The 4,294-nt window shown below is 61.4% G+C and carries 3 protein-coding genes; all 3 read right to left on the bottom strand.

From position 1 onward, the window contains the following. Positions 1-180 precede the first annotated feature (180 nt). The 3 genes from ACY69P_RS14565 to ACY69P_RS14575 all read right to left on the bottom strand — a co-directional run bounded on the left by ACY69P_RS14565 (position 181) and on the right by ACY69P_RS14575 (position 3,870). Positions 181-903: an endonuclease/exonuclease/phosphatase family protein gene (locus ACY69P_RS14565; RefSeq protein WP_462327994.1), complete on the bottom strand. Its 723-nt coding sequence runs from the start codon at positions 901-903 to the stop codon at positions 181-183. After that, the gene (locus ACY69P_RS14570; protein ID WP_462327995.1) at positions 900-3,026 is read right to left on the bottom strand and encodes a VTT domain-containing protein; all 2,127 of its coding nucleotides are present in this window, start codon (positions 3,024-3,026) and stop codon (positions 900-902) included. Before ACY69P_RS14570 ends, ACY69P_RS14565 begins: the two co-directional genes overlap by 4 nt. A gap of 61 nt (positions 3,027-3,087) precedes the next feature. Then, on the bottom strand, positions 3,088-3,870 hold the full coding sequence (locus ACY69P_RS14575; protein ID WP_462327996.1) for a TrkA C-terminal domain-containing protein: 783 nt from the start codon (positions 3,868-3,870) through the stop codon (positions 3,088-3,090). Positions 3,871-4,294 lie beyond the last annotated feature (424 nt).

The raw sequence follows: 4,294 nt of genomic DNA on the forward strand, positions 1-4,294 counted from the left end.
CTGATAGAGGCCGCGTGTCTGGTACGCAGCACTGGCGTATAAATGGGATCGTTAAGGGCCCGCGGCTCTTAACCAGCTCTGCTATCTTTATCTCTAAGCCCCTTCGCCCTTTCCAGGCCGAACGGACTAAGAGCTAAAGCCGCCGGAGGCATCTTCCTCTCCCATAATCGCTTCGCTTTTTCATCCCTCTGACGATTCCCCCACCTGAATATCTGCAACCAGCGGCAAATGATCGGAGGCGTGCTTGGCTTCTGGGGTGTTGTGGCGGGCGAGATGGCGCAGCCGTCCCGCAGGGGTGACGTGGATGCGGTCGAGGGCGAAGAGGGGGCAGCGTGCGGGGAAGGTGCGGGGGGCTGGGGCGTGCCCGAATGCGAGGCGCAGGCGCCGCCGAAGGGGGCTGAGGGGAAACCAGTCGTTGAGGTCGCCCAGCAGGATGCTGACCTCTGGCGCGCCGCGCTGAAGCAGTGTGTGCAGCTTGGCAAATTGAACGCGACGCTCTCTGGCGCTGAGGCCGAAATGCGTTGCGAAGATGCGCACGGTGCTGGCGAAGGTAAACGTGGCTTCAATGGCGCCGCGCGGTTCGCGCCTGTGGATGGCGAGGGAGTGATGCCGGACGATTTGTGGTTTTTGGCGGCTGAGAAGGGCGTTGCCGTAGCGCGTGTCGGGGCGGAGCATGGTCTGGCCGAAAATGGCGTGATAGCCAAGCTCCTGCGCGAGGTCCGTCAGGGAGCAGGGGACGCCTGCCGCATTTGGGGAGACGACCTCTTGCAGGGCGATAATGTCGGCGTTGAGGGCCGCGATGACGCGGAGAATGCGTTGCGGGTCGGCTGTGTTGTCTGCGCCTTCCCAGCTGTGAATGTTGTAGGTGGCAACGCGCAGATGCTGGGCACTGGGGCTGGTCACGATTGATCCCCGCTTGGCTCGGCGTCGAGGTCGGCTTTGACGCGCCTGAGGCGGCGGCGCAGAAGCATGCCAAGGCCGATGACGAGGGCAATGATGGCGCCCAGCACGCCAAAGGTCATGGGACCGGGGTTGCGGATAGCGTTCATGAGTTGGCCACCGAAGAGCGTCATGCCGATGATGCCGGGAATCATGCCAAGGATGGTGCCGGTAAGGAAGACGCGCCGCTTGATGTGCGATGCTCCGGCAACAAGGTTGATGATGGAGAAGGGTGCCACGGGCAAAATGCGGACGACGACGATGGACGCAAGACCATGCTTGCCCAGCTGCTGGCTGAGGGCGTTGATGCGCGAGCCTGCAAGCTGGCGCACGGAGTCGTGCCCGAGGTATTCGCCAATGGAATAGACCGTGAAGGCGGACAGCAGACACCCGGCGGTGGAGATGGCAAAGGACTCCGCAGGCGAAAAGATGCTGGCGGTGAGGACGATGAGCAGCGTCACCGGGAACATGACGAGACCACCGAAGACGAAGGCCAGCGGCGCAAGCAGCGGCGCGAGGGGCAGCTCGCGAATGTGCGCCGCCCAGTGCAGAAGTGCGTCCGGCGTTACGTAGCGCGAGAGCGGAGTGTACCGCCACAGAATGGCGAGGAGCACGAAGGCGGCGAGCATGGCGCTGAAGGCGAGTATCCGGGCGAAGCTCTTTTGCGAGTTGTCCGGCCCGGAATACTCGTCAAGGATGGAGTCGTACAGCGCTGGGTGCGGGGAGTCCAGCGGGCGCGCAAGCTCTGGGTCCACGGGCAGCGGCGCGGAATACCGGCTCTCCGGCTCGGGAAGCAGGCGGCCCTTGCGCGATTGGAGGGCTTTGACGGCCTCAAGCATGCCGGAGCGTTCTTCCTCGCTGGCGTATTCGTCATCGTTCACGCCAAGATGGTGCGCGATGAGATGGCGGCGCAGGTCCCGAAGCGAGGCGTCGTCCCCGCTGGATTGCCGCAGCGCAAGGTTGCATTCGGAGTCCAGCCCCATGGAGCGGTCGTTGAGGTTGGCGGAGCCGACAGTGACGAAGGCGTCGTCAATCAGCAGCAGCTTGGCGTGGACCTTGACGGAGGTTTGGAAATTTTTGTCCGCATACGGGCAGTAGACGGCGAGGCGGCCGTGTGTGTCCTGCTCGTACAGCGCATCGAAAACGTCGGATTGCAGCGGCTCCATGACCAGCTGCTCCAGAAGTCCCGTGGGCATCTCGTTAATGACGATGAGGATGTCCGGGCCGTTTGCCTCGGCAAGGCGCTTGGCGATGGCGTCGCGGATGCTGGCGGAAGTGAAGTATTGATTCTCAATGTAGATGCGATGCTGGGCCTTGGCGATATTGTCCAGATAGAGCGCTTCAATTTCGCGCCGGGCCCGGCGGCCTTTGTAGGGCGGCAGCGTCAGCGCCATGGCGAGCACATGGTCCCGGAGCGCCGGGGTGACGCTTTCCGGCCACGGGTCGCCAGCGGGTGGCGGCGGCGGGGAAAGGGCTTCCTCTGTGGCCCATAGCCAGCGCTTTCGGGCCATATTGCCCAGCAGTGTCGCCATTTCGTCGTCAACAACCATCTGAATGTCGTGGTAGGGACCGTATTCGTCGCCACCCGGCGTGGTGCGGCGTGGGTCCTGCGGCGGGTGCTCCGGTGTATCCCACCGCGCTCCTGTTACGTCCATGCCGCCCACATAGGCAACCGCGTCGTCAATCACGATGACCTTTTGATGGTGCGACGAACCGACCGGGAGTTCATCGTCGAGGTGAAAGTGGATGTTTTTGTGCGTTTTGCGGGGGAAGTTGACTTCCTGCAGCGGCTCGCGGTCAAAGCTGTAGGGGAGGGGGAAGTCCCATATCAGCACGTGGATGTGTAGGTCCGGGCGCTCTGTGACGACATGGTTGAGGAGTTCGTGCAGGCGCATATCGTCGTCACCACGCAGGCGGATGCGGCTGTCTATGTCCCAGCCGAGAATGATGACGGAGCGCTCCGCCTTGAGGATGGATTCCGCAACGGCCTGATAATAGTCCTGCGCGTCAATGAGAAACGCCGTGCGGTTGCTGCGCGCTGTTGCGGCGTCGGAGGTGGCTGTATCTGGAAGGTCGTGAATCTGCATATGTTCCGTCTTGGGCTGAGGTGGCTTGAGGAGGCGGGCACTGGGCGGGGCGTGATGCCGGTCAGTCCTTGTGCGGCGAGACCTCTACATCTTGCTCCTGCTCCTTCTGCTGCTCCTGTTTTTGTTCGGCAACGGCCTCTACGTGGGCGATTTCGCCGCCAGTGCCGCTGCGCCTGTCATCCAGACTGCGGATGGCTCCGGCGCGGCCATAGACGACAAGCGTATCCGCGGCGCGCAGGGTGGTGGCACCCTTCGGCGTACCAAGGAATGTGCCGTCCGAACGCGTGATGGCAAGCACCACGACGCCTTCGTCCTGCAAGCGGAGTTCGGCAAGGGTGCGGTCCGCCATCCAGTCCTGTTTCTGTACGAAGACCTCGCCAATGGAGTAGTCGCCCGTCAGGTGCAGCAGCGCGGCATAGTCGCGGACGTTAAGCGCCGTATAGCGCTTCATTGCCCGGAAAACGATGCGCGACAGGAGCCTGTCGAACCGTTGGCTGGTGGTCAGCGCCAGTAGTGCGGCAAGGCCAACAATCAGCAGCCCCGCCCGTAGCCACAGCGACCCCGTATTTTGTACATTGATGAAGCCGATAAGCAGCGTAACAATGGCCGTCGCCACACCCGCATTGCCCAGCAGCATAAGCAGGAGCAAAATGCGCCGCCGCACAGGGTGATTGACCACCTTTTCGGACTCCGACGTGGTGAATCCAACGCCAGTAAATGCCGACCGCGCCTGAAATTTCGCGGCCTGACGCGATAGGCCCGTGTGAGTGAGCGCAAGGCTCGCCATGCGCGTGAGGATCATCGATACGATGAGAATAAGCAGTAATGTGGCAATCGCTATCATTGTGTTCCGTTTGTATTGTGTCGTGTTGTAAAGTGTTTCCGCCCTTTTGAGGGGTAATCAAACCATAGGCGAATTGCAGTGCCGTATCAAGGTTGACCGTTTTTCACTGCGCACGTCGCAGTGTTTTGATGTCATTTGCAGCCTTTCATCGTTTGCTCCAAGACAATGAATTTTCTGCGCCGCATGGGTGCTTGTCCTGCACCTGCGTTGGCGTCATGGTCCGCATTCTATCATCGCCTCACCATGCGAAATTGCACCGCTTTGTGCCGCGCCAGAATGCGAGAAAATCGGGCGAAATTCGCTGTTTTGCGTTGACATACCGGGCAAAATTCGCCATTGTCTCCTCAGACGACGCGAGGCGTTGTCTCAAATGCGGAGCCGTAGTTAAGTCGGTTATAACGCTGGCCTGTCACGCCAGAGGCCG

The sequence above is a fragment of the Desulfobaculum sp. genome (assembly GCF_054921475.1).